Source organism: Pelagibius sp. (assembly GCF_965227505.1).
Taxonomy (GTDB): Bacteria; Pseudomonadota; Alphaproteobacteria; order Kiloniellales; family Kiloniellaceae; genus Pelagibius.
Genome location: NZ_OZ245757.1, coordinates 828,625 through 854,550 on the forward strand (window position 1 = coordinate 828,625; position 25,926 = coordinate 854,550).

Annotated in this window: 26 protein-coding genes and 1 tRNA gene; 15 read left to right on the forward strand and 12 right to left on the reverse strand. The window is 66.7% G+C overall.

The genetic code is table 11. From position 1 onward, the window contains the following. The first annotated feature begins 13 nt into the window (after positions 1-13). The 10 genes from rplI to ACO06P_RS04010 all read left to right on the forward strand — a co-directional run bounded on the left by rplI (position 14) and on the right by ACO06P_RS04010 (position 10,131). Positions 14-673, forward strand: a complete 660-nt coding sequence (gene rplI, locus ACO06P_RS03965) for a 50S ribosomal protein L9 (RefSeq protein WP_420348708.1) — start codon at positions 14-16, stop codon at positions 671-673. Positions 674-872: 199 nt separating this feature from the next. Further along, positions 873-2,393, forward strand: a complete 1,521-nt coding sequence (locus tag ACO06P_RS03970; protein WP_420348709.1) for a replicative DNA helicase — start codon at positions 873-875, stop codon at positions 2,391-2,393. Next, entirely contained in the window at positions 2,368-3,528 is a 1,161-nt protein-coding gene (gene alr / locus ACO06P_RS03975; protein WP_420348710.1) for an alanine racemase, read from the forward strand. The genes ACO06P_RS03970 and alr overlap by 26 nt, the downstream gene beginning before the upstream one ends. A gap of 6 nt (positions 3,529-3,534) precedes the next feature. Then, positions 3,535-4,308, forward strand: a complete 774-nt coding sequence (locus ACO06P_RS03980) for an MlaE family ABC transporter permease (protein ID WP_420348711.1) — start codon at positions 3,535-3,537, stop codon at positions 4,306-4,308. Further along, positions 4,305-5,096 (forward strand): ABC transporter ATP-binding protein, encoded by a 792-nt coding sequence (locus ACO06P_RS03985; RefSeq protein ID WP_420348712.1) that lies wholly within the window; start codon positions 4,305-4,307, stop codon positions 5,094-5,096. Before ACO06P_RS03980 ends, ACO06P_RS03985 begins: the two co-directional genes overlap by 4 nt. A gap of 55 nt (positions 5,097-5,151) precedes the next feature. Then, positions 5,152-6,579 (forward strand): DNA repair protein RadA, encoded by a 1,428-nt coding sequence (gene radA / locus ACO06P_RS03990; RefSeq protein ID WP_420348713.1) that lies wholly within the window; start codon positions 5,152-5,154, stop codon positions 6,577-6,579. A gap of 88 nt (positions 6,580-6,667) precedes the next feature. Beyond that, on the forward strand, positions 6,668-7,384 hold the full coding sequence (locus ACO06P_RS03995; protein ID WP_420348714.1) for a CvpA family protein: 717 nt from the start codon (positions 6,668-6,670) through the stop codon (positions 7,382-7,384). Next, on the forward strand, positions 7,381-8,877 hold the full coding sequence (purF, locus tag ACO06P_RS04000) for an amidophosphoribosyltransferase (RefSeq protein WP_420348715.1): 1,497 nt from the start codon (positions 7,381-7,383) through the stop codon (positions 8,875-8,877). The genes ACO06P_RS03995 and purF overlap by 4 nt, the downstream gene beginning before the upstream one ends. 28 nt (positions 8,878-8,905) lie before the next feature. Then, complete coding sequence (locus tag ACO06P_RS04005) at positions 8,906-9,400, forward strand: DUF2937 family protein (protein ID WP_420348716.1); 495 nt, start codon at positions 8,906-8,908, stop codon at positions 9,398-9,400. Beyond that, the gene (locus tag ACO06P_RS04010; RefSeq protein WP_420348717.1) at positions 9,400-10,131 is read left to right on the forward strand and encodes an SDR family NAD(P)-dependent oxidoreductase; all 732 of its coding nucleotides are present in this window, start codon (positions 9,400-9,402) and stop codon (positions 10,129-10,131) included. The genes ACO06P_RS04005 and ACO06P_RS04010 overlap by 1 nt, the downstream gene beginning before the upstream one ends. A gap of 29 nt (positions 10,132-10,160) precedes the next feature. Here ACO06P_RS04010 and ACO06P_RS04015 read toward each other — a convergent pair whose 3' ends face one another. The 5 genes from ACO06P_RS04015 to ACO06P_RS04035 all read right to left on the reverse strand — a co-directional run bounded on the left by ACO06P_RS04015 (position 10,161) and on the right by ACO06P_RS04035 (position 15,239). Beyond that, complete coding sequence (locus tag ACO06P_RS04015; RefSeq protein WP_420348718.1) at positions 10,161-10,922, reverse strand: alpha/beta fold hydrolase; 762 nt, start codon at positions 10,920-10,922, stop codon at positions 10,161-10,163. A gap of 31 nt (positions 10,923-10,953) precedes the next feature. Further along, on the reverse strand, positions 10,954-12,348 hold the full coding sequence (der, locus tag ACO06P_RS04020; protein ID WP_420348719.1) for a ribosome biogenesis GTPase Der: 1,395 nt from the start codon (positions 12,346-12,348) through the stop codon (positions 10,954-10,956). Between the two features lie 61 nt (positions 12,349-12,409). Further along, entirely contained in the window at positions 12,410-13,756 is a 1,347-nt protein-coding gene (locus ACO06P_RS04025; RefSeq protein ID WP_420348720.1) for a PQQ-binding-like beta-propeller repeat protein, read from the reverse strand. Between the two features lie 8 nt (positions 13,757-13,764). Beyond that, entirely contained in the window at positions 13,765-14,409 is a 645-nt protein-coding gene (locus ACO06P_RS04030) for a tetratricopeptide repeat protein (RefSeq protein ID WP_420348721.1), read from the reverse strand. A 278-nt stretch (positions 14,410-14,687) separates the two neighbouring features. After that, positions 14,688-15,239, reverse strand: coding sequence for a thioredoxin family protein (locus tag ACO06P_RS04035; protein WP_420348722.1), 552 nt, complete (start codon positions 15,237-15,239; stop codon positions 14,688-14,690). A 240-nt stretch (positions 15,240-15,479) separates the two neighbouring features. On the opposite strand from ACO06P_RS04035, the gene ACO06P_RS04040 reads away from it, so the two are divergent. The 3 genes from ACO06P_RS04040 (at position 15,480) to ACO06P_RS04050 (ending at position 17,022) form a co-directional block, all read left to right on the forward strand. Further along, positions 15,480-15,845, forward strand: coding sequence for a hypothetical protein (locus ACO06P_RS04040; RefSeq protein ID WP_420348723.1), 366 nt, complete (start codon positions 15,480-15,482; stop codon positions 15,843-15,845). Positions 15,846-15,959: 114 nt separating this feature from the next. Further along, positions 15,960-16,289: a DUF2794 domain-containing protein gene (locus ACO06P_RS04045; protein ID WP_420348724.1), complete on the forward strand. Its 330-nt coding sequence runs from the start codon at positions 15,960-15,962 to the stop codon at positions 16,287-16,289. A gap of 367 nt (positions 16,290-16,656) precedes the next feature. Further along, the gene (locus tag ACO06P_RS04050; protein ID WP_420348725.1) at positions 16,657-17,022 is read left to right on the forward strand and encodes a PilZ domain-containing protein; all 366 of its coding nucleotides are present in this window, start codon (positions 16,657-16,659) and stop codon (positions 17,020-17,022) included. A gap of 30 nt (positions 17,023-17,052) precedes the next feature. Here the strand turns inward: ACO06P_RS04050 and guaA are convergent, their stop codons facing one another. The 4 genes from guaA to guaB form a co-directional block, all read right to left on the reverse strand. Beyond that, positions 17,053-18,600 (reverse strand): glutamine-hydrolyzing GMP synthase, encoded by a 1,548-nt coding sequence (guaA, locus tag ACO06P_RS04055; protein ID WP_420348726.1) that lies wholly within the window; start codon positions 18,598-18,600, stop codon positions 17,053-17,055. Between the two features lie 95 nt (positions 18,601-18,695). Continuing rightward, on the reverse strand, positions 18,696-19,238 hold the full coding sequence (locus ACO06P_RS04060) for a GNAT family N-acetyltransferase (protein WP_420348727.1): 543 nt from the start codon (positions 19,236-19,238) through the stop codon (positions 18,696-18,698). Positions 19,239-19,251: 13 nt separating this feature from the next. After that, a complete protein-coding gene (locus tag ACO06P_RS04065; protein WP_420348728.1) occupies positions 19,252-20,559 on the reverse strand; it encodes an RsmB/NOP family class I SAM-dependent RNA methyltransferase in 1,308 nt (435 codons plus the stop codon). Between the two features lie 106 nt (positions 20,560-20,665). Beyond that, positions 20,666-22,129: an IMP dehydrogenase gene (gene guaB / locus ACO06P_RS04070; RefSeq protein ID WP_420348729.1), complete on the reverse strand. Its 1,464-nt coding sequence runs from the start codon at positions 22,127-22,129 to the stop codon at positions 20,666-20,668. A 214-nt stretch (positions 22,130-22,343) separates the two neighbouring features. Here guaB and ACO06P_RS04075 point away from each other — a divergent pair, with 214 nt between their 5' ends. After that, entirely contained in the window at positions 22,344-22,793 is a 450-nt protein-coding gene (locus tag ACO06P_RS04075) for a host attachment protein (protein WP_420348730.1), read from the forward strand. On the opposite strand, the gene ACO06P_RS04080 is transcribed toward ACO06P_RS04075, so the two are convergent. After that, positions 22,790-23,560, reverse strand: a complete 771-nt coding sequence (locus ACO06P_RS04080) for an RlmE family RNA methyltransferase (RefSeq protein WP_420348731.1) — start codon at positions 23,558-23,560, stop codon at positions 22,790-22,792. The two genes, ACO06P_RS04075 and ACO06P_RS04080, sit on opposite strands and share 4 nt — an antisense overlap. A 4-nt stretch (positions 23,561-23,564) precedes the next feature. Next, entirely contained in the window at positions 23,565-24,671 is a 1,107-nt protein-coding gene (locus tag ACO06P_RS04085) for a Ppx/GppA phosphatase family protein (protein ID WP_420348732.1), read from the reverse strand. A gap of 241 nt (positions 24,672-24,912) precedes the next feature. Here ACO06P_RS04085 and ACO06P_RS04090 point away from each other — a divergent pair. Then, positions 24,913-24,986: transfer RNA gene (locus ACO06P_RS04090), tRNA-Gln, on the forward strand. A 48-nt stretch (positions 24,987-25,034) separates the two neighbouring features. Here ACO06P_RS04090 and ACO06P_RS04095 read toward each other — a convergent pair. Beyond that, positions 25,035-25,847: a hypothetical protein gene (locus ACO06P_RS04095; protein ID WP_420348733.1), complete on the reverse strand. Its 813-nt coding sequence runs from the start codon at positions 25,845-25,847 to the stop codon at positions 25,035-25,037. Between the last annotated feature and the right edge of the window lie 79 nt (positions 25,848-25,926).

Consider the following 25,926-nt stretch of genomic DNA (forward strand, 5'->3'; position numbering starts at 1 on the left):
GGGAGTCAATGAGATGGAAGTGATCCTGATGGAGCGCATTGAGAAGCTTGGCCAGATGGGTGACGTGGTCACCGTCAAGCCGGGCTATGCGCGAAACTTTCTCCTGCCGCAGAAGAAAGCGCTGCGGGCCACCAAGGGTAACCTCGCCCGCTTCGAACAGGAGCGTTCGCAGCTGGAAGCCGACAACCTGAAGCGCCGCGAAGAGGCCGAGCGGATCGTTGGCGACCTCGACGGCATGACCGTGACCCTGGTGCGCCAGGCGGGCGAAAGCGGCCAGCTCTACGGCTCGGTCAACAGCCGCGATATCTCCGAGGCGGTGGCTGCAGCCGGTGTCACCATCGACCGTCGGCAGGTCGCCCTCACCGCCGTGATCAAAACCCTCGGCCTCCATACCGTGCGCGTTCAGTTGCACCCAGAGGTGGCCGTGGAGATCACCGCGAACGTCGCCCGTTCTGAAGAAGAGGCGGAGGCCCAACTGAAGAGCGGACGTGTGGTGACCGCCGAAGACCTGCGCCAGGCCGAAGAGGCCGCCGAGGCCGAAATCGAAGCCGTCGTCGAAGCGGTCGAACAGGAAGAAGCCGCGGAGACGACCGAGTCGGAAAGCGCCGGCGACGAAGCCGCCCCGGCGGAGTCGGCCGAGGCCGAAAGCGAAGAGACGCCGAAGGACGCGTAGCTGCGCGCGCCTGACATCGACCAACCAAGCTGAAGCGGCGGTCCATTGTAGGGCCGCCGCTTCTTCTTTGCGCTTTCCGCGGGTTTATCCGCAACGGTCAAAGCGTTGCAGCGCTTATCCCCGTCTTTCTCTCAATCCCCGAAAGCTTCTCAGCACCACTGCCTTGGACTGCTGCCGCGGTTTGCTATTCTAGCCGGCCATGGAATCGACACGCCCCAGCCTGACCGCCCTCCCCGACCCGCTCGAAAGCGGGGATACCCTGCGTCTGCCCCCTTCCAACGACGAGGCGGAACAGGCGCTGCTGGGTGCCATCCTGGCCAACAACGCGGCCTATGAGAAAGTCTCCGACTTTTTGCGGCCGGAGCATTTCGCCGACGGCGTGCACGCACGGATCTACGAAGCCTGCGGCAAGCTGATCGAGCGCGGCCAGGTGGCCAATGCGATCCAGTTGAAAAACCTTTTCGAACAGGAAAGCGCCCTCGCCGAGGTCGGCGGCGCCCAATACCTGGCTCAGCTTCAATCGAGCTACGTCACCATCATCAACGCCGCCGACTACGGCAAGACGATCCACGATCTCTATCTCAGGCGCGAGTTGATCACCCTGGGCGAAGACATGGTGAACGATGCTTTCGAGCATGATCTGGATGTCGAGGCCACACAACAGATCGAAGGTGCCGAGGACCGGCTCTACAAGCTCGCCGAGATCGGCCAGACCGAAGGCGGGCTGATCGGCTTCCGCTCGGCGGTGCTGGAGTCGCTTCACATGACCGAGGCGGCCATGCAGCGCGACGGGCTTTCCGGAGTGTCGTCGGGTCTTCAGGACCTCGACGGACTGCTCGGCGGCTTCCACCGCTCGGACCTCGTCATCCTTGCGGCCCGCCCTTCGATGGGAAAGACCTCACTGGCCACCAACATCGCGTTCAACGTGGCTTCGGCGCCGCGTATCGAAAAGGATGCCGAAGGCAACCCGGTCGAACAGCGCCAGCCGGTCGCCTTCTTCTCGCTGGAAATGTCGGCCGAACAGCTTGCCACCCGCATTCTCTCCGAGCGCACCGGCGTTCGCTCGGACTCGATGCGGCGCGGCGACATTCGCGACGAGGATTTCGACAAGGTCTTCGAGGCCAGCCGGGAGCTCTTCGAACTGCCGCTCTTCGTCGACGACACGCCGGCGCTTTCGGTCAGCCAGATGCGCACCCGGGCGCGCCGTCTGAAGCGTCAGCACGGCCTCTCGCTGGTGGTGGTCGACTACCTTCAGCTCATGCAGCCGCCGCCCAACAAGCGTTCCGACAACCGGGTCCAGGAAGTCTCCGAGATCACCCGCGGGCTCAAGGCGCTCGCCAAGGACCTCGACGTCCCGGTCATCGCCCTCTCCCAGCTCTCGCGTGCTGTCGAGCAGCGCGAGGACAAGCACCCGCAGCTGGCCGACCTGCGCGAATCAGGGTCGATCGAGCAGGACGCCGACGTCGTGATGTTCATCTATCGCGAGCAGTACTACGCGGAGCGCGCCGAGCCGACGCGGCGCGACGGCGAAGACGACAACAAGTTTCATGAGCGCCTCGAGCGCTGGAAGGAACGTTGCGAGCGCGCCTACGGCAAAGCCGAGATCATCGTCGCCAAACAGCGCCACGGACCGATCGGCTCGCGTGAATTCTCCTTCGACGGGGATACGACCCGCTTCAGCGACCTGATCGCCGATGACCACCTCCCCGAGCAGTTCTGACAGCAAACGAACGACCTCCGGCAAGGCCGACATCCCCGCCACGGCGGCCGGGGCGCTCACGGTCGACCTTGGGGCCATCGCCGAAAACTTTCGCCGCCTGCGCACGGCTTTTCTGGAAAAGCCGCTCGCGGCCGTCGTCAAGGCCGATGCCTACGGGCTGGGCGCGGCCCAGGTCGTCCCGGTCCTGGTAAAGGAGGGCGCCCGCTCGATCTTCGTTGCCCAGCCTGACGAAGCGATTGCACTGCGCCCGGTGCTGGATGCCTGCCATCCGGCCCTCAGCCTCTATGTGCTGAACGGCCTGATGCCCGGAACCGAAGCGGCCTGCGTCGAACACAGTCTCCTGCCGGTGCTTAACTCGCTGGGCGAGATCGACGCCTGGCGGGCGGAGGCCGGCAGGCGCGGCCGACCGCTCCCGGCGGCCATCCAGGTCGACAGCGGCATGAGCCGCCTTGGGCTGCAGCCGGCGGACCTGGATATCCTCCAGGGGGCTCCGGACCGCCTGGAGGGCATCGTTCCGACCCTGGTCATGAGCCACCTGGCCTGCGCCGACGAGCCGCAGCACCCCCAGAACGCCCTGCAGCTCGCCGCTTTTCGCGCGGCTCTCCGAACGCTGCCGAACGCCCCGGCCTCGCTCTGCAACTCTCCCGGGATCTTTCTGGGCCAAGAATACCACTTCGATCTGGCCCGTCCGGGCGCCGCCGTCTATGGCGTCAACCCGACGCCGGCAGTGGCGAATCCGGTCCTTCCGGTGGTCGGATTGAAGGCGCGAATCCTGCAGGTTCGGGCAATTGACGCCCCCCAGAGCGTTGGCTATGGTGCGACGCACCGCGCCACCGGGCCGGCTCGAATTGCCACAGTTGCTGCGGGCTATGCGGATGGCTACCTGCGCTCGCTTTCGGGTCGGGGGCGAGCCTGGATTAACGGTCACGAGGTTCCCGTGGTGGGGCGGATTTCGATGGATCTGATCACTTTGGATGTCTCTGGGGTTGCGCCGGATTCGGTGCGCCCGGGCACGATGGTGGATCTCCTGGGGCCGCAGCACGGGGTCGACGACCTTGCGCGCGAAGCCGGGACGATCGGCTATGAGATTCTGACTGCTCTTGGAAAGCGCTATCACCGGACTTATTTGGGCTGATTCTTGATGCCGATTCTCCAGCCGATCGGCCGGACCTTTCTGACGTTTCTGGAAGCCACCGGCCGGCTGACCCTTTTCACCGTTATCTCCCTCTCTCACTGTGTCCGGCCGCCGTTCTATCCGCGGCTGGTCGTGCGGCAGATGATCGAGATCGGCTACTACTCGCTGCCGGTGGTCGGGCTGACCGCGATCTTTACCGGCATGGTGCTGGCGCTGCAGAGCTATACCGGCTTCGAACGGTTCTCGGCGGAAAGCGCGATCCCCAACGTGGTCGTCGTCTCCATCACCCGGGAACTGGGTCCGGTCCTGGCGGGGCTGATGGTGGCCGGCCGGGTCGGCGCCTCCATGGCCGCCGAGATCGGCACCATGCGGGTGACCGAACAGATCGACGCCCTGGACACCCTGGCGACCAATCCCTTCAAGTACCTGATCGCGCCGCGCCTGATCGCCGGGTTTACGATGCTGCCGATCCTGGTGCTGATCGCCGACATCATCGGCGTTTTCGGCGGTTATCTGGTCTCCACCCAGAAGCTGGACTTCAACCCCGCGACCTACCTGAAAAACACGCGCGATTTCGTGGAGGTTCAGGATGTCGTTTCGGGCCTGGTCAAGGCCGCCGTCTTCGGGTTCCTGGTAACCCTTATGGGCTGCTATCACGGCTACAACTCGCGCGGCGGCGCCCAGGGCGTGGGAGCGGCCACCACCAACGCGGTGGTCTCCGCCTCGATCCTGATCCTCTGCTTCAACTACTTCATCACCGAACTGTTCTTCGCCCGATGAACGACGCCGGCAGCAACCAGATCCCGAAGATCAAGATCCGCGGCCTCAGCAAGGCTTTCGGCGACAAGGTCGTGCTCGACAACGTGAACCTGGATGTCTTTCCCGGCGAGTCGGTTCTGGTGATCGGCGGCTCGGGCAGCGGCAAGTCCGTGCTCTTGAAATGCATCCTGGGACTGCTCCACCCCGACGCAGGCTCGATCGAGGTCGATGGCGAAGAGGTGGTCGGCCTGATGGGCGAAGACCTGGATCGCGTCAGGCGCAAGTTCGGCATGCTGTTCCAGAACGCCGCGCTCTTCGACTCCCTGCCGGTCTGGGAGAATGTCGCCTTCGGCCTGATCCAGGGTCAGGGCAAGCCGCGCGCCGAGGCGCGCAGGATCGCCCTGGAGAAACTGGCCGCCGTCGGCCTGGGCGAAGATGTCGGCGCCTTGATGCCGGCGGAACTTTCCGGCGGCATGCGCAAGCGCGTCGGCCTCGCCCGCGCCATCGCGACGGAGCCGGAGATCATCTTCTTCGACGAACCGACCACGGGTCTCGACCCCATCATGGGCGACGTGATCGACCGGCTGATCGTGAAGTGCGTGAAGCAGCTCGGCGCCACGGCGCTGTCGATCACCCACGACATGGCTTCGGCGCGGCGCATTTCCGACCGCACGGCCATGCTCTATCGCGGCAACATCATCTGGGTCGGCCCCACGGCGGAGATCGACAGTTCGGGCAATCCATACGTCGATCAGTTCATCAACGGCCGCGCCGAGGGCCCGATCCAGATGCAGGTCCGGGCGCTGTAGCTGCGGGCCCGAGGGGCCCGGCACGGCGAAGGCCGGCTGACAACAGGCGACAACCATGGCGAAACCCCAGTCCCGCTATGTCTGCCAGGAGTGCGGCGCCGTCTCTGCCAAGTGGGCCGGACGCTGCGAGAGTTGCGGTGCCTGGAATTCGCTTTCAGAGGAAGTCGTTGAGAAAACCCCGGGGGGCCTTTCCGGCGCCGGCCGGTCGGCACAGCGGCTCGCCTTCGTGGATCTCCAGAGCCGCAGCCCGGCGCCGCCACGCATGACCTGCGGCCTGGGCGAATTCGACCGCGTCACCGGCGGGGGCCTGGTGCCGGGCTCGGCGGTGCTGGTGGCGGGCGATCCGGGCATCGGGAAGTCGACCCTGCTGCTGCAGGTCGCAGCACGCCTCGCGGCGGGCGGCAAGGATGCGGCGCCCTGCGCTTACATCTCCGGCGAGGAGTCCATCGACCAGGTGCGTCTGCGCGCCCAGCGCATGGGCCTGGGGGCGGCGCCGGTGCAACTGGCGGCAGCAACCGCCGTGCGGGACATGGTGGCGACACTCGATCAGCCCAAGGGGCCGGCAGTCGTGGTCGTCGATTCGGTACAGACCCTTTACATCGACAGCCTCGAATCCGCGCCGGGCACCGTCTCCCAGGTCCGCGCCGCCGCCCAGGAACTGATCCGCCTGGCCAAAAAGCGCGGCTTCAGCCTGCTACTGGTCGGCCATGTGACCAAAGAAGGCCAGATCGCCGGGCCTAAGGTGCTGGAGCACATGGTCGACACGGTGCTGACCTTCGAAGGGGACCGCGGCCACCATTTCCGGATCCTGCGGGCCTCGAAGAACCGCTTCGGGCCGACCGACGAGATCGGCGTCTTCGAAATGACCGACGGCGGCCTGGAGGAGGTTGCCAACCCCTCTGCCCTGTTCCTGGCCGAGCGGCGGGGCAACATCGCCGGAGCGGCGGTTTTCGCCGGGCTGGAGGGCACCCGCCCCCTGCTGGTGGAAATCCAGGCTCTCGTTTCCACCTCTCCCCTGGCGACCCCGCGGCGCGCCGTGGTCGGCTGGGATTCGGGCCGCCTGGCCATGGTGCTGGCGGTGCTGGAGGCGCGATGCGGGCTGGCGTTGGCCGGCCAAGAGGTATATTTGAACGTAGCCGGCGGCCTCAGGATTGGCGAGCCGGCAGCGGATCTGGCCGTCGCGGCGGCCTTGGTATCGGCGGCAACGGGACAGGAAGTGCCGGAAGAAACTGTGATTTTCGGCGAGATCGGCCTTTCCGGAGAGATTCGACCGGTCAGCCAGGTCGAATTGCGGTTGAAAGAAGCGGAAAAGCTTGGATTCTCCCGCGCCTGGGTGGCCCCCCGGGCCAAGAAGGGCGCTGGCAAAGGCAGGCCGCAGAGCGGAGGCCTCGTGATCGAGGAGATTGCCCACCTGCAGGATCTGGTTTCGCGCCTGGCCCCGCCGCAGGCCGATCCCGTCGGTTTCCGGTCCTCGGCGCCGTAGAGCCCCGGCGGACCCGGAGCGCCTGAAAGCCACATCGCCCGAAAGCCAAGTCGCCCGAAAGCCAAGTCGAAGGACAGACGAACACCCGATGGACAGCTTGCCGATCAATCTGGCGGACCTGATCGTGATCATCGTTCTGGTGATCTCCGGCATCTTCGCCTTCGTGCGCGGATTCGTTCACGAGGTCTTCGCCATCGGCTCCTGGGTCGCGGCCGCCTTTGTGACGCTCTATGCCTTTCCGCATGTCCAGCCGCTGGTCGAGCAATACATCCCCACCGAGTTCTTCGCCAGCCTGGTCACCGGCGTGGTGATCTTCCTGGTTTCGCTGATCGTCTTCTCCATGATGACGCGGTTGCTTTCCAACCGGGTGCAGCAAAGCAGCCTCGGCGCTCTGGATCGCTCGCTGGGCCTGCTCTTCGGATTCGCCCGCGGCGGCGTCATCGTGGTGCTGGCCTGGATGACGCTCTCCTTCCTGATGCCCGAAGAAGAGATGTTCGACTGGGTGAAGGAAGCCAGAAGCCGGCCTCTGGTCGAACGCGGCGCCGACCTGCTGCTCACCCTGGTGCCGGAGAGCATGCTGGAGCAGGGCAACGAAGCGGCAGACGACGCGCGCCGCCGTGCCGAAGAGCTGCGGCGCCAGGAACAGACCTATCAGCTGCTGGTCAGCCCGCTTCGGAAAGCCGATGCACCGGAGGCCGAGCCGGAGTATAACGAGGACATGCGCGGCGAGATCGAAAGGGCGATCGAGGGCCTGATGGGCCAGGAGCCCCCGGCAGGCGGGGTCGCAGGAGGGAACGAGCAGTGATCACCACCAACCCGCTGGTTCCCCGCCCGGGCACCGGCCCGGATGACGACACGATCCAGGACGACGACAAGTTTCACGAGGAATGCGGGGTCTTCGGGATCTACGGCCACGAAGACGCGGCGGCCCACACGGCGCTCGGTCTGCATGCCCTGCAGCATCGCGGGCAGGAAGCCGCCGGCATCGTCGCCTTCGACGGCGAGCACTTCAACGCGCACCGCGACCTCGGCCATGTCGGCGACATTTTCTCCTCCGGCGAGGTCATGGCACGGCTGGCCGGCCATACCGCTATCGGTCACAACCGCTACTCGACCACCGGCGAGACAGCCCTGCGCAACGTACAGCCGCTCTTCGCGGATCTCTCCTGCGGCGGCTTCGCCCTCGCCCACAACGGCAATCTGACCAACGCCCGCCAGCTGCGCCACCGGCTCGTCGACCAGGGCGCAATCTTTCAATCGACCATGGACACCGAGGTGATCATCCACCTGATCGCCACCTCCGATGCCAGCGCACTGATCGACCGCATGACCAATGCCCTGCGGCAGATCGAGGGCGCCTACTCTCTGGTGGCGATGACCGAAAGCTGCCTGATCGCGGTGCGCGACCCCTCGGGCGTGCGGCCTCTCGTGCTGGGGCGCGTCGGCAAAGCCAATGTGGTCGCTTCGGAGACCTGCGCCCTCGACATCATCGGCGCGGAGTTCGTGCGCGACGTCGAAGCCGGTGAGATGATCGTTCTGGACGACTCGGGCGTCCATTCCCTCCGCCCCTTCCCGCCGGCGCCGCGCCGCCCTTGCGTCTTCGAGTACATCTATTTCGCGCGCCCGGACTCTCTGATGGAAGGCACCAGCATCTATCAGGCGCGCAAGCGCATCGGCATGGAACTGGCCCAGGAAAGCGGCGTGAGCGCCGACGTGGTGATCCCGGTGCCGGACTCCGGCGTGCCCGCGGCCATCGGCTATGCCGAGCAGGCCGGCGTGCCTTTCGAACTGGGGATCATCCGCAACCACTATGTCGGTCGGACCTTCATCGAACCGGCGCAGCAGATCCGCCATCTGGGCGTCCGTCTGAAGCACAACGCCAACCGCCAGTCCATCGAAGGCAAGCGCGTCATCCTGGTGGACGACTCGATCGTGCGCGGCACCACCTCCATCAAGATCGTGGAGATGGTGCGCGCCGCCGGCGCTCAGGAGGTGCATATGCGCATCGCCGCGCCGCCGACCACCCACTCCTGCTTTTACGGTATCGATACGCCCCAGCGCGAGGAACTGCTGGCCTCCAGCATGGACGTGGCTGCCATGGCTGCCCACATCGGCGTCGACAGCCTTGCATTCATTTCCATCGACGGCCTCTACCGCGCCATGGGAGAGGCCGGGCGCGACCCGGAGGCGCCGCGCTTCTGCGATGCCTGCTTCACCGGTGACTATCCTGTCCGTCTGACCGACTTCGAACAGTCGGACAAGCCGGCCCAGCTCTCGCTGCTGGCGGAGGGCGCCTGACCAGGATTAACGGCTGCACACAGGACCGATGTTCGCCCGCTTCTTTTACAGCCTCTTTGGCGCCCTGGGTGGCGCCAGTTTCTCGCAGTTCCCCGAGTACCTTGCCCACTATCTCCAGCGCCTGGGCGGCCGCATCGACCAGGCCCGTGTGCGGGTGCAAGAAATCGAAGAAGACGCCGCCGCCAAGGACATGTCCGTGCCCGACTACATCGCGAGCTTTACCGCTAGTGACCCGCACAGCCTGGAGGGTGAGCGTATGCGCGAAAGCTTCTTCGATCTGGCCGACATGGAAGCTGCCTACAGCGCCCTCAGCACCGCCGGAACGTTTGAGCGACCGCTGGCTTTCGCTCAGCACTTCGATTCCGGTCTGGTCAGCGCCACCATTGGCGACTTCGCACCCGCCGTGCCGCTGACCTCGGAGGGACTGATCTACGGCGGCGCCGGCGTCCTGGCCGGCCTGCTGCTGTGCGGCGGATCGCGGCGCCTGCTGCGGCGGCGCAAGACCAAGCAGGCCGCCGCCTGATGGCCGTGCAGACCGGAGCCCTGGACGGCCGCGTGGCGGTCGTCACCGGCGCCTCGCGCGGCATCGGCGCCGCCGTCGCCCGGCGCTTCGCCGCCGAGGGCGCACAGCTCATCCTCATCGCCCGCACCGTGGGCGCCCTGGAAGAACTGGACGACGAGATCCGCGCCGCCGGCGGCCGTCAGCCCGTGCTGGTGCCCCACGATCTGCGGGATTTCGACGGGCTGGACCGCCTCGGCGCCTCCCTGAACGAGCGCTATGGGAAGCTCGATATCCTGGTCGGCAATGCCGGCATCCTGGGGCCGCTCACGCCGGTCAGCCATATTCCGCCAAAGGCCTGGCAGGAAGCCTTCGATGTCAATGTGACTGCAAACTATCGACTGATCCGCAGCCTCGACCCGCTGCTGCGTGTCTCCGATGCGGGACGGGCCGTGTTCGTGACTGCTGGCGCCGCCGAGGAGCATACCGCCTACTGGGGCCTGCTGGCCGCCACCAAGGCCGCCCTCAATGCCCTCGTGACGAGTTATGCCGCGGAGATCACCCGAACCCCCGTGCGGGCCAACCTGATCGACCCGGGGCCGGTGCGCACGGGCTTCCGGGCCGCCGGCTTCCCCGGCGAGGATCCGGCGAGCCTGCCGCCGCCCGAAGCGCTCGGCGATCTCTTCGTGGAGCTTGCCAGCCCCGCCTGCCGGCGCAGCGGCGAGGTGGTCAAAGCGCAGCAGGCTGTTGCCTAGACCTCATCCCACGACGGGAAGAGAGCCTTTCAGGTGACCTGAAGAAACTCAAGCACGGCCTCGTTGAACGCTGACGGCGTTTCGAAGTACGGCGAATGACCGGCATTGGGCACCTCCGTCAGGCGAGCGCCGGGGATGGCCGTTGCTGCCTCCGCCATCACCGCTGGTGGAAACAGCAGATCCTCCGGCGCGGTGATCATCAGGGTCGACACCGCATAGTCCCGCAGTTCCCCGGCGGTGACGAAACCGGCCCGGGTGATGCGGCCGAAGGGCTTGGGGAAGTTGCTGTTGAGGCCGGAGATCTGGGCGCAGAGATAGGCCGCTTCCGGGTTTGCCGCCTTGAAGCTGGCGCCGAGTTGGGCCGAGCCGGGCGGAATCGCGCCGGACGCAAGATGCTCAATCGCCGCGGTGACCGCCGGGGTATCCACGCCGCCCGGCGTGTTGGAGAGAACCAGCGCCACGACGCGCTCCGGATGGGTCGCGGCCAGCTTCAGGCCGCCCCAGCCGCCCATGGACTGGCAGACCAGGCTCGCCCTCTCAATACCCTCGGCATCGAGAATTGCCAGGATGTCGCGGTGAAAGTGGCCGCAATCGAACTGCGCGGCATCGCAGCGCGAGCGCCCGAAACCACGGTGGTCGAAGACGACAACCTTGTAGCGCGCGGCAAAGGCGGGCACCTGTTGCCACCAGCTTGCCGCATTGCCGCCGCGGCCGTGGGCGAAGACCACCGCCGGTCCGTCGCCGTGGACTTCGTAGTAGAGCCTCGCCCCCTCGGTTTCGACCGTCGCCATATCGCCTCCCGCAGATCCCGTTGCGGGCAGCCTACTTCTTTTTCTTGGCCTTGGCCTTGGTCTTGGTCTTGGCGTAGGGGTTGTCGCCCTTGCGAATGTTGATGCGGATCGGCGTACCCGGCAGGTCGAAGGCGTCGCGCAGGCTGTTTTCGAGGTAGCGCAGGTAGGAGGTCGGCAGTTCCTGCGGCTTTGAACAGAAGATCGCAAAGGTCGGCGGGCGGGTCTTGGCCTGGGTCATGTACTTCAGGCGCACCCTCCGCCCGGCACTGGCCGGCGGCGGATGGGAGGCGGTGACGGCATCCAGCCAGCGGTTGAGGTCCGCGGTCGGGACGCGGCGGTTCCACACCTCATAGGCGGCGAAGACGGCGCGCATCAGCCGGTCGACGTTCTGCCCCTGCTTGGCGGAGAGCGTCACCAGCGGAATGCCGCGGGTCTGCGGCAGAGAGCGTTCGAGCCGGTCGCGAATGCCCTGCAGGGCGGCCTCGCGGTCGCGGCAGGCGTCCCACTTGTTGACGCCGATCACCAGGGCGCGTCCCTCGTCCACAACCATGCGGGCGATGGTGAGATCCTGCTTCTCCAGCCCCTCGTCCACGTCCAGCAGCAGGACGACCACCTGGGCAAAGCGGATCGCCCGCAGGCTGTCGGCGGTGGAGAGCTTCTCGATCTTCTCGGTGACCCGGGCCTTGCGCCGCAGCCCTGCGGTGTCCACCAGGCGCACCGGGCGCCCCTCGAAAGCCCAGTCGACGGCGATGGAGTCGCGGGTGATGCCGGCCTCCGGGCCGGTCAGCAGCCGGTCTTCACCCAGCAGGCGGTTGACCAGGGTCGACTTGCCGACATTGGGCCGGCCGACGATGGCGAGCTGCAACGGGCCCCCGGGCCGGTCACCGTCTTCGGCCTCTTCGTGCTCGGTCTCTTCGTCCTCGCCCACCGCCTCCGGCAGAGCGGCGCGGATGGCATGGAACAGATCGCTCATGCCGAGGCCGTGCTCGGCGGAGATCGGCACCGGATCGCCCAGGCCCAGCGCGTAGGTTTCCGCCAGCCCGGTATCGGCCTCCCGCCCCTCGCACTTGTTGGCGATCAGTGCCACCGGGCGGTTGCTGCGCCGCAGCCAGTTGGCGAAGTGCTCGTCCAAGGGCGTCAGCCCGGCGCGTGCATCGATCACCAGCAGGGCCATGTCGGCCTCTTCCAGGGCGCGCTCCGTCTGGCTGCGCATCCGCCCCTCCAGGCTGTCATCGAAGCGTTCCTCGAGACCGGCGGTGTCGATGACGCGAAAGGCAAATCCGAAGAGGTTGGCCTCACCCTCGCGCCGGTCGCGGGTGACCCCCGGCGTGTCGTCCACAAGGGCGAGTTTCTGCCCGACCAGCCGGTTGAAGAGGGTCGACTTTCCGACGTTCGGGCGACCCAGGATGGCGACGGTGATGGTCATGGTCCTGGCCAGAGCAGAATGAGCGTTGGGGCGGACGCCGGGCGCCGCGCCAAGGCGTCCGTCAGCGCAGAGCGACCAGCGTGCCGGAGTGGGTGACAAGATAGAGGCTGTTGTTCGCCACCACCGGCGACACCGCCACGCCGCTGCCCACGTCGAAGAACCCCAGGGGCTTGCCGTCGTAAGGCGAGACCGAGAGGACCTGGCCGTGGGACCCTGCCACCACAAGCCGGTCGCCGGCGAGCACGGGACCGGTCCAGCGGATCGGCTCGTCCTGATCCTCCGGATCCTCGAAACGCGGCAGAGGCTGGACCCAGCGGATCCGGCCATCGCGGCGCTGCAGGCAGACGATCTGGGAGTCCTTGGTCAGGACGTAGATCACGTCGCCCGCCGGCCAGGGCATCTCGATCCCGCCGAGATCGGCCTGCCAGACCCGCACGCCCTGGCGCGTGTCGATGGCCAGCATGCGCCCGGCATGGCTGACGGCCAGGACCATGTCACGGTCGATGACCGGGAGGCCGCGGATCTGGGCGATGTCGGCCAGGGGATCGACGCGCCGGATGGCACTGAGGTTTTCCGACCAGACGACGCGCCCGCTGTCCGCCAGCATGGCCAGGATCTCGCCGGAGGAATAAGGCACCACCACAAGGTTGCCGGCGGCGGCCGGGCTGGCGGAGCCCAACAGGCCCGCCGTTTCCTGAACGCCGACGTGGTTCCACAACCGCTCACCGCTTTCGGCGTCGACCACGATCAGCTGGTTGTCGAAGGTGATCGCGAAGACGCGGCCGTCGTTCACCGCAGGTCCGTTGCGCATCGGGGCCGGCGCTCGGTGCTCCCACAACACCTCGCCGCTGCGCGCGTTCAGGGCGAAGAGCTTGGCAAACCCAGTGGCGACGAAGATCTTGCCATCCTGATAGGCGATGCCGCCCCCGAAGAAACCGTCGTCCTCGTCGTCGTCTTCCAGGTCGGCGCGCCACACGCGGCTGCCGTTGCTGGCGGAAAAGGCCGATACGACCGAGCGCGCATCCATGGCGTAGACCAGGTCGCCGACCACCAGCGGTTGGGCCAGGATCTGCGCCACATCGCCGGACCCTTCGCCGATGTCGGCGCTCCAGATGCGCCGCGGATTGGCGCTCAACGAAAGATGATACATCGCATGCGCGGCCGAACCGCCGGGCTGCGCCCAGGCGCTGTTCACATAGGGCTCGGGCAGGCGCACCGCGACGTCGGCGATACTCGGATCGGGGCTCAGCCCCCGCTCGATCGCCAGGATGGCGATCCGCTGACCGGGAAGCGGCGGGTCCTCGGGCTCGCCGAAGAAGTCATCGAAACTGCAGCCGCCAAGGACCACAGCCAGCGAAGCGAACAGGAGGGTCGGCAGCGCGCGAGCGCGCAAGCGAACGAAAGACATCGGCGGAATCATCCAGGCAATGCTGCAAGCAGTTGGGCGGCGCGGGTTCGGCTGCTGGCGGGAGCTTCGGGATCGTCTGTGATCTCGGTCAGGATCTGCCGGGCCTCCTGATCGTCCCCCTCTTTCAGAGCAACCGCGGCCAGCAGTTCAAGGGCGGTGAAGCGGTAAGGGGCACCGACGGCCGCCAGCGGCCGCAGGCGGCCGCGCAGTTCGGCCGGATCGCCGTCGTCAAGGTCGCGCATCACGGCGTTGAGGGCACCAAGGCCACTCAGGGCTTGCGGCGCGGAGCCGTTCTCGGACAGCTGGGTCCAGATCTCCTGGGCCGCGGCCGTGTCCCCGGCTTCGGCCGCCAGGCGCGCTTCGGTCAGCGCCGCCAGGAGTTCGTAGCCATTGCCGCCGGGGTCGCTCAAGGCGCGCAGGGCCTGGCGCCCCTCCGCCTCGTTGCCGGATTCGATCAGTTCCAGCGCAGCGGCATAGGCATCGGACTGCTCGCCGCGCAGCTTCTCGTCGTAAGCGCGCCAACCCTGATAGCCGGCAGTGCCCAGCACCACCAGCGCCGCGACGATATAGATGTAGAGGCTGTAACGCTTCCACCAGTCCGCCGCCTTATCGCGGCGCAGGTCCTCTTCGACTTCCTTAAAGATGTCGGCCACTCAAGACTCCTTGACGCTTTCTCCCTGACCGCCCCTTCCCGGAGCGGGGCCCGGGATCCGCTCGCCAGACCCCGGGAAGCGTCCTCCGGATAAAGTGCTGCCGCTGCCGGCGCCTCGCCCCCCGCGGCAGGCCCGATCAGCGCTCAGGGGGTCATCGTTCTGCAACACGACCGCGCCCCGTTGATAATGCCCCGGGAGACGGTCATCAACCTTCTATTCGCGCCGACGCGGCGCCGAAGGGCAGCAGATCAGGGGCAGCAGATTAAGGAGGCCGCCGATCAGGCCGCCTTCCACTTGATGCTGCACCCCATGGAGGCGACCTGCTCTTTCGGGCCCTGGCCGGTTTCGGCCACCGCCTGCATGGCTTCGAACAACTCCCGCCGGGCATCGGGAACCAGGGTGGTACGCGATTCGTCCAAACGGCCGCGGTACTGCAGTTCCCAGTCTGTATTGAAGCCGAAGAAGTCAGGGGTGCAGATCGCGTCGTAAGCCCGCGCGGTTTCCTGTGTCGGATCAATCAGATAGGGGAAGTCGAAGCCATGTTCCCTGGCGAATTCCTTCATGTTCTCGAAGGAATCCTCGGGATAGGCGGTGGCGTCGTTGGCGTTGATGCCGGCAAAGCCGATCCCGATTTCGCGCAGCGCCTGGGCCTCCTCGGCCAGCCGCCCGGCGACGGAGCGGACATAGGGGCAGTGGTTGCACATGAAGACGATGACGGTGCCCCTGGGCCCGGCAACGTCCGCGAGGTTGTAGGTCCGCCCATCGATCCCCTGCAAAGAGAAGTCGACCGCTTTCCAGCCAAAATCGCAAATCGGGGGCACTGCGGCCATCTTTCGTCCTCCACAAGAGTCTTTTAATTCATGAGCTTAGGTGGCCGTTATGACAGCTTCTGACAAGCGGCGCACGTTAACATTTTTTTCAAGACGAGAGGACAGACTGATTGTCCGGCTTTCACCAAAGGCCCCGTGCCGTGCGCAGGACGCGCAAGCCGGGGAAAGCCCGCGGCCCGGGCCGAGTATCCGAGAGGAATCAGGGCCTAAGAGAGTTCGAGGCCTATGGGAAATCAAGGTATGAGACGCCATCGCCTGTCCGCCCTTCTCCGCGCCGCGGTCCCCGTTCTCGGGCTGAGCCTGGGTGCCTGCGATCCCGCGTCCCAGGCCATGCTGGCCGGCGCCAGCCTGGTGACCTTCGTCCATACCGATAAGACCCTCGGGGATCATATGGCCACCTGGGCCTTCGACCAGGACTGCTCGGTCCTCTATGCGGCCGACGGCGAGCCCTACTGCCAGCGCTTCGTCAGCGAGGAGGAACGCCGCGCCGCCGAGGCGGCCGCTGCGGCCCAGCAGGCCAACACCTACTGCTACCGAACCCTGGGCGCCATCAACTGCTTCCGCGAAGCCGACAGCCTCGCCAGCACCCAGGCCCGCGTACGCTGACCTCCCCCCGCCGCCCGTGCTGCGATGCACAAATGTCCTCTCTGGACGGCGGCAGAAAATTCGGGAACACTAACAGGCCTGAGGACTAAGACGCCTGGGAGACTGACCGCGTCCATGAGCCAGCTGTACCGCTTCAGCGAACACCGCAAGGCGCCCAGGCGCGTATTCTTCAGCCGCACCGAACTCAATCAATTGTTGTCGCTCTACAGCCGCAACGTGGCCAACGGCAACTGGCGCGACTATGCCATCGACCAGATCGGCGGCACCGCCATTTTTTCGGTGTTCCGGCACACCCACGATGCCCCCTTGTTCTCCATCGCCAAGCAGGGCAACAGCCGCAGTCCGGAATTCGTGGTCTTTTCCGGCCGTGAAAAACTGAAGCGGGCCAAGACCTTGCCGGACGCCCTGAAAGTCTTCAGAAATCACCTGAAGGTCGTTTCCTAGGACCCTGCACTACCGGATATCCGGCACCCATCACACCCTCGATTTCATCTTAATGAAACGCACTAATTCATTGATATTCAAATGAATTATGCGAGTCCGAGCGCTATCGTTCTGATAGAATTCTTAACCTAATCTCTTAAGCCGCGGGCAATCTCTTCGTGGGACCATGGGACAATTCCTGAGCTTTCCCCAATCGGCTTGAGGAAGAGTATCTGTCTCGATCGGGCCAGCGGCGGACTCCCCCAACTGCCGCTGGCCCACCCCGACCCAGAGGAGCGGTGTCAACGCGCGTGCAGATCGGCGCAGGCGATGCCTCTTCTTGCGGATGGGGCTGGGAGAAATCGGGCCGCTGAGGAGAGGTGCAGACATGGCGCGGGATTCGGAGATTACAGTGATCGACCAGGCTGCGGAGGATGGGGCCGATGGGTCCGACCGGCGGCGCTTCATCCGCGCCAGCACGGTCCTGAGTGCCCGCCTGCTCACCCGCAGAGGGGCCTTCGAGGGCACGGTCCTCGATGCCTCCTTGAACGGCGTCAAGGTCTGGACGGCCGGCGACGTTCCGGTAGGCAGCGCGGTGACCCTGGTCCTCGCCGGCGCGGTGCACTTCGGCGGCACCGTGGTCTGGCGCCGCGGCGAGACCCTGGGCGTCTGCTTCCACGACGACCCGGAGAAAGTGGCCAGCATCATGGCCGCCCTGCTGCCCCAGCGCTGCCTCCAGGTCGGCCACGCCTGAGGCGGGCTTTCCCCTACTCCCGCTCGCCCTTTACTCCCACTCAATCGTGCCGGGCGGTTTCGAGGTCACGTCGTAGACCACCCGGTTGATGCCGCGCACCTCGTTGATGAGGCGCGTGGCCACTGCCGCCAGGAACTCGTGGTCGAAGGGATAGCTCTCCGCCGTCATGCCGTCGGTGGAGGTGACGGCGCGCAGGGCGCAGACGTAGTCGTAGGAGCGCGCGTCGCCCATCACGCCGACGGTCTTCACCGGCAACAGCACGGCGAAGGCCTGCCAGATGGCGTCGTACAGCCCGGCCTTGCGGATGGCGTCCAGGTAGACCGCGTCGGCCTTGCGCAGGATGTCGGCCTGCTCGCGGGTGACCGGCCCGGGAATGCGGATCGCCAGACCCGGCCCGGGAAAGGGATGGCGGCCGACGAGGCGCTCCGGCAGGCCCAGTTCCCGTCCCAGGGCGCGCACCTCGTCCTTGAAGAGTTCGCGCAGCGGCTCCACCAACTTCATGTTCATGCGCTCCGGCAGGCCGCCCACATTGTGGTGCGACTTGATGGTCACGCTGGGCCCGCCGGTGAAGGAAACCGACTCGATCACGTCCGGGTAAAGCGTGCCCTGGGCCAGGAATTCGGCACCGCCCATCTCATGCGCCTCTTCCTCGAAGACGTCGATGAAGGTGGAGCCGATGATCTTGCGCTTCTGCTCCGGGTCGGCAACGCCCTCCAGCTTGCCGAGGAAGACGGCGCTGGCGTCGCGGTGCACCAGCGGGATGTTGTAGTGGTCGTGAAAGACCTTCACCACCTCCTCCGCCTCGTTCAGGCGCAGCAGGCCGTGATCGACGAAAATGCAGGTGAGCTGGTCGCCGATCGCCTCGTGGATCAGCACCGCCGCCACGGAGGAGTCGACGCCGCCGGAGAGGCCGCAGATGACCCGACCGTCCCCGACCTGTTCGCGGATCGCCTCGATGGCCTGCTGGCGAAAGGCTGCCATGGTCCAGTCGCCGCCGCAGCCGGCGACCTTGTGGGTGAAGTTGGCGAGCAGCCCGGCCCCGTCGGGCGTGTGCACCACTTCCGGGTGGAACTGGACGGCATAGATGCGGCGCGCCTCGTCCGCCACCACGGCATAGGGCGCGCCTTCGGAGGTGCCGTAGACCTTGAAGCCCTCCGGCAGGCGCACCACCCGGTCGCCGTGGCTCATCCAGACCTGGTGCTTCTCACCGGTCGCCCAGACGCCCTCGGTCAGGGTGCAGCTCTCCTGCATCTCGACGAAAGCCTTGCCGAACTCCTGATGGTCGGAGCCTTCAACCTCGCCGCCCAGTTGGGCGCAGAGCGTCTGCTGGCCATAGCAGATGCCGAGGATCGGCACGGCCAGATCGAAAACCGCCTGGGGCGCGCGCGGGGTATCGCTGCCGGTAACCGAGGCGGGGCCGCCGGAGAGGATCACGCCTTTCGGGGCGAAGGCGGCAATCTTCGCGGGATCGGTGTTGAAGGGGAAGATCTCGCAGTAGACACCGCTTTCGCGGACACGCCGGGCGATGAGCTGGGTGACCTGGGAGCCAAAATCGAGAATGAGAATGCGGTCGGTCATAGAGAAGGTCCATCGGTCTTGAATGTGGGCGTCCGGTCGCTCTGCGGCGGCGATGCGAGAGGTGTAGCGCTGATGCGGGTCATGCCTTGGTCTGCTTATGCTGCGGTTTGCGCGGTCCAGGTTTCCAGGTCGGGCCAGCCGTAGGCCAGTTCCGGCAGGCCGACGCCCGCGAACTCCTCGACGCGCTCCCCGGCGCGCTGCCCGCCCATAGCCTCGTAGAAAAAGCGCGAGGGGTTTTCGGCCAGCACCCAGACATGGGCGCCGCGGTGGCCCTCTCCCTGGAGCCCGTGAAAGGCGGTTGCGAGCAGGCGGCGCCCCAGGCCCTGGCTCTGCCAGTCGACGGTGACATAGAGCGCGAAGATCTCGCCGCTGTAGGGCAGACCCTTGCTGCGCGACGGCCCGAAGGTGACGAAGCCGACGATCTCCTCGTCGATCTCCGCCACGACAAGATCGTTGCCCTTCGTGGCATTGGCGGCGGCGCGATGCCACTGGGCGGAGGAACGCGCCACCGTCATGCGCGCCAGATAGTCGGCCGGAACCAGACCCGCATAGGTGCTCTGCCAGGTTTCGACGTGGACCCGGGCTATGCCATCGGCATCGCGGATCAGGGCCGGGCGAAAAACGACGTCATCGGTCATAGGTCTGATTCAGTCATGGTTCTGCGCGCCTGTCGAAGACGGCAACGAAGAATCCGTCCGTGCCGTTGGCTGCCGGCGTCAAAGTCAGGCAGTTCCCTTTCGCCGGGCAGGGCCCATTCAGGTGACGCGTCCAGACGTCCGCGATCCGATGGGGGGCAAAGTGTTCGTGCGCCGCCAAAAAGGCCTCCGCTTGGTCTTCATTCTCTTCGCGCAACAGAGAGCAGGTCACATAGATCAGGCGGCCGCCCGGGCGAACCAGGGCCGCCGCCCTCCACAGGGCGTCACGCTGGCTTGCGCGATAGCCCGAGAGCTCCGCCGCGGTCAAGCGCCATCGGGCGTCGGGCTGCCGCCGCCAGGCCCCGCTGCCCGAGCAGGGGGCATCCACCAGAACGCGGTCGAAAGCCTGATGGAGATCGCTGCGCGCCTCTGCCCCAGCCAGGACACGGCACTCCACGAAGCCCGCCCCGGCGCGCTTCAGGCGTGCCTCTGCGCGCGCCAGGCGCCGCGGATCCGGGTCGCTGGCCAGCAGCCGCCCCTGTCCGGCCATGGTGGCGGCCAAAGCCAGGGTCTTGCCGCCGGCCCCGGCGCAGACATCGGCGACGGCCATGCCCGGAGCGGCATCGCAGAGCAGCGCGGCGACCTGGGAGCCTTCGTCCTGGACTTCGATCAAGCCGTCCCGAAACGCCTGGCTTGCCTGCACCGCGCGGCGCCCGGACAGCCGCAGGCCGAGCGGCGAGAGCGGCGTCGGTTCGGTCTCGATGCCCTCGGACGCCAGGGCCGCCCGCGCCGCCGCCCGGTCTGCCTTCAGGCTGTTGCACCGCAGGTCCGTCGATGCCTGGTCGCCCAGGGCCGCCAGTTCCGCCTCCAGGTCCGATCCGAAAGCCCGCTCAAAGGCCGGCAGCAGCCACTCCGGGATCTCGAGACGCACCTCTGTCGGCTGATCAGGGGAGTCCAGCCCCCTGCCCTCTAGGATCCGCAGCAGGTCGCGCTCGCAATCAGCGAGCCCGGCGGGCCCATAAGGTTCAGCCCCACAGAGTCGGTCGAGGGTCTCGACTGTCTCCGCAGCCCGCAGCACGACGTCAGCCAGCACCCGAAGGCGCGGCGCTGCCGCTGTGTTGCCGGCATGGTCCAACCGCCAGCCGAGGCGGGCACGGTGACGCAGAACGCTGTAGATCAGCGACGAAATCGCGCGCCGATCCTTCGACCCGATGTAGCGCCGCTTGCGAAGGTAGTCGGCGATCACCTGGTCGGCAGGCCGGTCCGCGGCCTCGATCGCTTCGAGGGCCTCGATCGCGGCCTGGAGGCGGGCACCGGGTTTCACCGCACCACCGCTGGGGCTTCAAGGCGCGCCGGGGCTTCAAGGCGCGTCGCAGCTTCAAGACGCAATCCCGCTTCAAGTGCTGGACGGAGGTGCAGACCTCTCCCGGTCACATCTCGTTGCGGTAGTTCGGGGCCTCGCGCGTAACGGTGACGTCGTGCACGTGGCTCTCCCGCAAGCCCGCATTGGTGATGCGCAGGAAGCGCGCGTTGCGTTGCAGATCGACGACGGTCGCGCTGCCGGTATAGCCCATCGCCGCCCGCAGGCCGCCGACAAGCTGATGGATAACCGCTGCCACCGGCCCTTTGTAGGGCACGCGGCCTTCCACACCCTCGGGCACCAGTTTCAGGTTGTCCGCCACCTCCTGCTGGAAATAGCGGTCCGCCGACCCGCGGGCCATGGCCCCCACCGAGCCCATGCCGCGGTACGACTTGTAGGACCGTCCCTGGTAGAGAAAGACCTCGCCCGGGCTTTCCTCGGTGCCCGCGAAGAGCGATCCGATCATGGCCGCAGAGGCGCCTGCGGCCATGGCCTTGGCCAGATCGCCGGAAAACTTGATGCCGCCGTCGGCAATCACCGGGATGTCCTTGGCCCGGCAGGCCTCCACCGTGTCGATCAACGCGGTCAACTGAGGGACTCCGACCCCCGCCACCATGCGCGTCGTGCAGATAGACCCCGGGCCGATGCCCACCTTGATCGCATCGGCGCCGGCATCCACCAGCGCCTTCGCACCCTCGGCCGTGGCGACGTTGCCGGCGATCACCTGGGTCGAATTCGACAGCCGCTTGATCTGGCCGACCGCCCCCATCACGCCCTGCGAATGGCCATGGGCGGTATCCACGACGATGACGTCGACTTCCGCTTCCAACAACGCCTCGGCGCGTGCCAGGCCATCGGGGCCGACACCGGTCGCCGCCGCCGCGCGCAGGCGGCCCTGCTCGTCCTTGCAGGCATTGGGGAAGGCCTGGGCCTTTTCCATGTCCTTCACGGTGATCAGGCCGATACAGCGGTAGCTCTCGTCCACGACGAGCAGCTTCTCGATGCGGTGCTGATGCAGCAGACGCTGCGCTTCCTCTTTGCTGACCCCCTCCTTGACCGTGATGAGGTTGTCCTTGGTCATCAGCGCCGAAACGGGCTCCTGCGGATTTTCGGCGAAGCGCACATCGCGGTTCGTCAGCACGCCGACCAGCTTCTTGGTCTTGCGCTCTACGACCGGAATGCCGGAAATCCGATAGCTCTGCATCAGGGCCAGGGCATTGGCCAGGGGCTCATCCGGGTGGATGGTCACCGGGTTGACCACCATGCCGCTTTCGAACTTCTTCACCCGGCGCACCTCGTCGGCCTGCTGGGCGATATCCAGGTTCTTGTGGATGACGCCCAGGCCGCCGGCCTGGGCCAGGGCGATGGCCAGGCGGCCCTCCGTCACCGTGTCCATGGCCGAAGACAGCAGCGGGATCCCCAGCTCGATGGAGCGGGTCAGGCGCGTCCGGGTGTCTGTCTGGTTTGGAAGGATCGCGGATTCCGCCGGCTCGAGCAAAACGTCGTCGAATGTAAGAGCCTGACGAATATCCATGCCGATCCCCTTGGCGGTGATTGGCGCTGCATCATACACATGGGCTTGGCAATGCCAAGCGCTTTGCCGTGCAGCCCTGGGCCGCAGCCTCGGCATAGCTCGCCTCCGAGGTCCGGCCCGCCCGGGCGGGGCCTTGACCTGCATCATCGCGGGGCGGGGCGCACGGCGGCAGACTTGGTATCAATGCCAAGATTGTCCTGCGAGAAGAGCCGCCATGAAGCCCATACGCAGTTGGATTGTGATCGCCGACGGGGCGCGCGCCCGAATCCTCGAGAACGACGGCCCCGGAAAGGGGCTCCTCCCCCTACCGGAAGAGGAAAAGCACCACAGCCATCGCCCGACCCGGGAGATCAACGCCGACCGCCCCGGCCGTACCCACGACCGGCTCGGCCCCGGGCGACACGCCATGGAACCGCCCAGCGACCCGCACCGGCAGGAAAAGCAGCGCTTTGCCGCCGAACTTGCCGAACGCCTCAACGCAGCGGCGGCGGCGCGCAGCTATGACAGGCTGATCCTGGTCGCCCCCGCCAAGACCCTGGGAGATCTGCGCCGCGGTCTCAGCAAGGAAACGGCCGCGAAGGTCCACGCCGAACTGGCCAAGGATCTGACACCTCTGGCCGACGCCGAGCTTCCCGGCCACCTTGAAAAGGTGATCGCGCTCTAGTCGTCGTCCCGGGCCGCGCGAAAGCCGGTCGCCACCAGGTACATTTCGGATGAGTCCGCGCGGCTGGCCGCCGGTTTCATATGGTGGACCTTCTCGAAGTCGCGCTTCAACTGGGCCAGCAGGTCCCGCTCCGTGCCGCCCTGCAGAACCTTTGCGACAAAGGTGCCGCCCGGGGCGAGAACCTCCCGGGCGAAGAGATGAGCGGCCTCGACCAGCGCCATGACCTTCAGATGATCGGTCTTGGCATGCCCGGTGGAGGAGGCCGCCATGTCGGAGAGAACGACGTCAGCCTGCCCGCCGAGGGCTGCCTTCAGCCGCTCCGGCGCGTCGTCATCGAGGAAATCCCCGAGCAGCAGCTCGGCTCCGGCGACCGCCTCCACCTCCAGCAGGTCGATGCCGACGATATGGGCCGCCGGCCCGCAGCGCTCTGCGGCCACCTGCAACCAGCCGCCGGGCGCGCAGCCCAGGTCGACGATCCTTGCTCCCTGCTTCAGAAAGCGGAAGCGGTCGTCCAACTGGGCCAGTTTAAAAGCGGCTCTGGAGCGGTAGCCGCGCTTGCGGGCTTCAGCGACGTAGGGATCGTTCAACTGCCGTTCGAGCCAGCGCGCGGACGATGCCGAGCGCCGCTTGGCGGTCTTCACCCGAACTTTAAGATTGCGTCCGGAAAGGCCGCGCCCGCTGTCCCGCGGACCCGCGCCGCCCCTGCCGCCACCGGATCGGCCGCCCTGGCCTCGTCCGCCGGAGCGTCCACCGGAATACCGCGCCATGCCGCTAGGCCCGCGACTGAGGCCGGCGTCGGCTGGATCGGCGGTCCGTGCCGTGCATCATGGTATAGAGCATGCCCTCTCTCAATCCGCGATCCGCCACGCGCAGCCGCTCGGCAGGCCAGAAGCCGCAGAGCGCGGTCAGGATGGCGCAGCCCGCCACCACCAGGTCCGCACGCTCGACGCCGATGCAGGCGTGGTCGGCTCGTTCTCCATAGCTCATGGCTGCGATGCGCCGGCAGATCCGGTGAACGGTATCCATGTCCAGATAGCTGCCGTCAACGAAAGAGCGGTCATAGCGCGGAAGGTCGAAATGTACGCCGACCAGGGTGGTCACTGTGCCCGAGGTCCCCAACATCTGCACCTCCCCGCCGGCAACGGCCCCACCGAGATCACTCAGCTCGGTGAAGTCGGACATGGCCTCGCGCATGACGTCGACCATGGCATCGTAGTCCCCGGGCGTGAGGTCGCGGCCGCCGAACCGCTCCGCCATGGAGATCACGCCGATCGGAATCGAAGACCAGGCGTAGAGGGAGAGATCGGAACCGGTCAGGCGCCGCGCCGCGCCGCCCTTCGCGCGCGCGGCTTTCAGCCAGCACACCTCGGTGCTGCCGCCGCCGATGTCGAAGAGGAGGATGTCGGGAACCTCTGGATCGATCAGCGGGGCACAGCCGTAGATCGCCAGCTTCGCCTCCTCGTCCTGAGAGATGATTTCCAGTTCGATGCCGGTCTCGCTCTTCACCCGGGCCAGAAAGGTCTCGCAGTTGCGGGCCCGCCGGCAGGCCTCGGTTGCGACGGCACGGACCTGCGTGGCGCCGCGGCGGCGGATCTTGGAGGCGCAGACCTTCAGCGCATCAAGGGTACGCGCCATGGCCTGGTCGGAGAGCATACCGGAAGCCGAGAGCCCCTCCCCCAGGCGCACGATCCGGGAAAAGGCATCGACCACCCGGAACCCGTCCCGCTGCGGGCGGGCCACCAGCAGGCGGCAATTGTTGGTGCCCAGGTCAAGGGCGGCATAGACGCCGTTAGGCCGCGCTGGCCCGTTACGGCGCGCGGAAGCCCCGTTGCGCTTGGCCCGACCCGGCCGGCGCTGCCCGTTTCCGAAGGCTGCCACTAAAAACACTGCTCCTGTTCTTTCCGGCCGAACATTTGCCGCCGGCCGTTAACGTCTGATCATACCGTGAAGCCCCGGCTTTGCACCAGTCCCGAGCCCCGGACTTGATGCGCCAAGCCGCAAAAAAGCTACGGAAATCAGTTGAAAAGACCCCCGCGATGGGACTATGTAATGCCTTCTCGCGCAAACGAGGGTTTGCGGCCCTGGCGCTTGGCCGGGTGCCTGCCAGGCCCGTCTCTCTTGGGGGATAGTTTAGCGGTAGAACTCTCGGCTCTGACCCGAGCAGCCCTGGTTCGAATCCAGGTCCCCCAGCCAAGTTTCTCCAGCCAAGTCTCCGCAGTCACCGAAGCGGTTCAACGTGGCTCACGCGAAGCGGGTTCCTCTGCCTGCCGCCTCCGCCTCCAGACCGGCGAGGACGGACTGGATCTCGCCGCTGCCGAGGCCGACGCCCGCCAGATAGTCGGACATCCGGTTCCGGCGCTCTTCGATCAGGGTGCCCAGCGCCCGCCGCTCCGCATCGCTGGGGTCGGCGTTCAGAGCACCAAAGACCTTCGCTTCCTTGTCGCGCCGGTTCTGCAGGCCCTTGTGGCGTTCGCGGTTCGAACCGAAACGGATCTCGTACCAGGCCTTCTCGCGCCGGCCCTCGCGCAGCGCGGCGGTCAGGCCCGGACCGATGAGCGCCGGGCTGTTGTAGCAGAGAGAGAACAGCACCATCAGCTCCTGCGAGCCCTCCAGCGCCTGCATCAGCCCGCCGCCCAGACGCTGGCGCAGCACGCCTTCGTAGTCGGCGCGGATCCGCTCGAAGAGCCGGCGTCCCTGATCGCGGGAGATCAGAAAGCTCAGGACATTGCGTTGCCCGGAGTCCTCACCGAAGGAAAAGGGTGGCACCAGCGCCTTGGCTTCGGTCACCGCGCCGCGGACCAGCGCCTGGCGCAGCTTGCCCAGAAGCGCCCGATCCCCGTCCGTCAAAGAGACCCCGATTGCCGTCAGGTCGTCGTCCAGACCGTCGCGGTCAGGCCAGCCCGGCGCGTCGACAAAGAGCGCATAGCCGAGGCCGAGGGTGGGGATGCCGCGGTGGTCGGTGTAGACTCGCGAGACGAAGCCCTCACTCTCCACAATGAAGTCGAACAGGGCCTCGTCATAAGACCCTGGCACCGGGCGCGGGACAATCGCCATGGCCCTTCTCCCTTCCTCGGGCTGAGAAGGAAGCCTCGGCGCAGGCCTAGGCCGCGTCAAGCAAGCATTGGGACAGCGC

Bases quoted from the DNA above. Each gene is read 5' to 3' on its own strand.
- ACO06P_RS04025 (WP_420348720.1), bottom strand. From the start codon at position 13,756: ATGTCTTTCGTTCGCTTGCGCGCTCGCGCGCTGCCGACCCTCCTGTTC.
- ACO06P_RS04080 (WP_420348731.1), bottom strand. From the start codon at position 23,560: ATGGCGCGGTATTCCGGTGGACGCTCCGGCGGACGAGGCCAGGGCGGC.
- alr (WP_420348710.1), top strand. From the start codon at position 2,368: ATGACCACCTCCCCGAGCAGTTCTGACAGCAAACGAACGACCTCCGGC.
- ACO06P_RS04095 (WP_420348733.1), bottom strand. From the start codon at position 25,847: ATGGCGATTGTCCCGCGCCCGGTGCCAGGGTCTTATGACGAGGCCCTG.
- ACO06P_RS04035 (WP_420348722.1), bottom strand. From the start codon at position 15,239: ATGGCCGCAGTGCCCCCGATTTGCGATTTTGGCTGGAAAGCGGTCGAC.
- ACO06P_RS04060 (WP_420348727.1), bottom strand. From the start codon at position 19,238: ATGACCGATGACGTCGTTTTTCGCCCGGCCCTGATCCGCGATGCCGAT.
- ACO06P_RS03970 (WP_420348709.1), top strand. From the start codon at position 873: ATGGAATCGACACGCCCCAGCCTGACCGCCCTCCCCGACCCGCTCGAA.
- ACO06P_RS04005 (WP_420348716.1), top strand. From the start codon at position 8,906: ATGTTCGCCCGCTTCTTTTACAGCCTCTTTGGCGCCCTGGGTGGCGCC.
- ACO06P_RS03995 (WP_420348714.1), top strand. From the start codon at position 6,668: ATGGACAGCTTGCCGATCAATCTGGCGGACCTGATCGTGATCATCGTT.
- ACO06P_RS04010 (WP_420348717.1), top strand. From the start codon at position 9,400: ATGGCCGTGCAGACCGGAGCCCTGGACGGCCGCGTGGCGGTCGTCACC.
- der (WP_420348719.1), bottom strand. From the start codon at position 12,348: ATGACCATCACCGTCGCCATCCTGGGTCGCCCGAACGTCGGAAAGTCG.
- ACO06P_RS03985 (WP_420348712.1), top strand. From the start codon at position 4,305: ATGAACGACGCCGGCAGCAACCAGATCCCGAAGATCAAGATCCGCGGC.
- guaB (WP_420348729.1), bottom strand. From the start codon at position 22,129: ATGGATATTCGTCAGGCTCTTACATTCGACGACGTTTTGCTCGAGCCG.
- ACO06P_RS04015 (WP_420348718.1), bottom strand. From the start codon at position 10,922: ATGGCGACGGTCGAAACCGAGGGGGCGAGGCTCTACTACGAAGTCCAC.
- ACO06P_RS04045 (WP_420348724.1), top strand. From the start codon at position 15,960: ATGAGCCAGCTGTACCGCTTCAGCGAACACCGCAAGGCGCCCAGGCGC.
- radA (WP_420348713.1), top strand. From the start codon at position 5,152: ATGGCGAAACCCCAGTCCCGCTATGTCTGCCAGGAGTGCGGCGCCGTC.
- rplI (WP_420348708.1), top strand. From the start codon at position 14: ATGGAAGTGATCCTGATGGAGCGCATTGAGAAGCTTGGCCAGATGGGT.
- ACO06P_RS04040 (WP_420348723.1), top strand. From the start codon at position 15,480: ATGAGACGCCATCGCCTGTCCGCCCTTCTCCGCGCCGCGGTCCCCGTT.
- ACO06P_RS04075 (WP_420348730.1), top strand. From the start codon at position 22,344: ATGAAGCCCATACGCAGTTGGATTGTGATCGCCGACGGGGCGCGCGCC.
- ACO06P_RS04050 (WP_420348725.1), top strand. From the start codon at position 16,657: ATGGCGCGGGATTCGGAGATTACAGTGATCGACCAGGCTGCGGAGGAT.
- guaA (WP_420348726.1), bottom strand. From the start codon at position 18,600: ATGACCGACCGCATTCTCATTCTCGATTTTGGCTCCCAGGTCACCCAG.
- ACO06P_RS03980 (WP_420348711.1), top strand. From the start codon at position 3,535: ATGCCGATTCTCCAGCCGATCGGCCGGACCTTTCTGACGTTTCTGGAA.